Annotated in this window: 3 protein-coding genes; all 3 read right to left on the bottom strand. The window is 29.9% G+C overall.

The genetic code is table 11. The annotated features are described in order from the left end of the window. Positions 1–126 precede the first annotated feature (126 nt). Positions 127–333, bottom strand: coding sequence for a hypothetical protein (locus CYP28_RS09515; protein ID WP_103593982.1), 207 nt, complete (start codon positions 331–333; stop codon positions 127–129). Beyond that, positions 300–770 carry a hypothetical protein gene (locus tag CYP28_RS09510; RefSeq protein ID WP_103593981.1) on the bottom strand — a complete coding sequence of 157 codons (471 nt, stop codon included), beginning with the start codon at positions 768–770 and terminating at the stop codon, positions 300–302. The genes CYP28_RS09515 and CYP28_RS09510 overlap by 34 nt, the downstream gene beginning before the upstream one ends. A 14-nt stretch (positions 771–784) precedes the next feature. Continuing rightward, the coding region (locus tag CYP28_RS10445; protein WP_219811246.1) for a hypothetical protein at positions 785–975 on the bottom strand (191 nt) is incomplete at its 5' end.

Genomic DNA, 975 nt, shown 5'->3' with positions numbered 1-975 from the left:
TTAATATACTTATCATAATTTTATATAATTTTTAAATAATCTTATATAATTTTATTATAACTTTAATAATTATATTGTTTTTTAAATAAAAAACAAGTATTTAACTATAATTTTATTTTTTCTTATTTATTTTTCAATATTTTTAAATGCTCCACCTGATGCGAAGCAAAATAATACGCTATACATCAAAAAAGCCCATATACAAAAGCTTGCAAAAAGAGGCTCTTCAAAGTCAAGTAAATAGCCAAAGCTAAATGCCAAAAAAGCAGTCATAACAAGCAAAATTCCTAAAAGCACTCCTAGTGTAGGGGCAAAACTATTTCTTTCAAACATTTTATTCTCTTTTTTTTTTTAAAAAAAAACTTACGTTTAATCTCGTCAGCACATTTCCAAATATTATCTAGTAGATCCTCTGCGCTCTCATATATTAAAAAATCAAAATCCAATTCTTTTTTTAAGCTGGCCACCAAATCAAATACTTGACAAAATTTCTTGTTTATAAAACTATCGATAGCATTATGAAGCTCAACGTCTGCTATATTATCAAAATGTCTGGCCATTAAACGTCCCAAAACTTCAACAATATCTGTCATGGCCTTATTTATATCATTACTATTTTCGTGATATTTCCACTCGTCAGGCTCTCTCCAACCGCTGCCTATATATTGGCCTTTTCTTACTTTGTAGTCAAAATAATACAAGGGTATTGTTATACCCTTGACTACTTTATTTATCAAAATTTCAGCTCTATCTTTTGTAAGCGTTTTCATAAAAGCCCCCTATTTCATGCTACAAGCATTTTAATGCTGCTCATAGGTATCTCGACAAGTTTCCCAAAATATTGCCTTGCCTCAGCCTCTTTTATATTTAATTCATCGCCTGCTTCAGCTGGACTTCTTAACCAGCCTAATAATCTACCTGCCTCTATGTTGATGGCTTTCATAAGTTCTTGATTAATTTTTATGTGCATATTGC

This window comes from Campylobacter concisus (assembly GCF_002914195.1).
Lineage (GTDB): Bacteria > Campylobacterota > Campylobacteria > Campylobacterales > Campylobacteraceae > Campylobacter_A > Campylobacter_A concisus_M.
The sequence above is the reverse complement of the archived record's forward strand: the minus strand, read 5'-3'. Positions and strand labels throughout refer to the sequence as shown.

Bases quoted from the DNA above. Each gene is read 5' to 3' on its own strand.
- CYP28_RS09515 (WP_103593982.1), bottom strand. From the start codon at position 333: ATGTTTGAAAGAAATAGTTTTGCCCCTACACTAGGAGTGCTTTTAGGA.
- CYP28_RS09510 (WP_103593981.1), bottom strand. From the start codon at position 770: ATGAAAACGCTTACAAAAGATAGAGCTGAAATTTTGATAAATAAAGTA.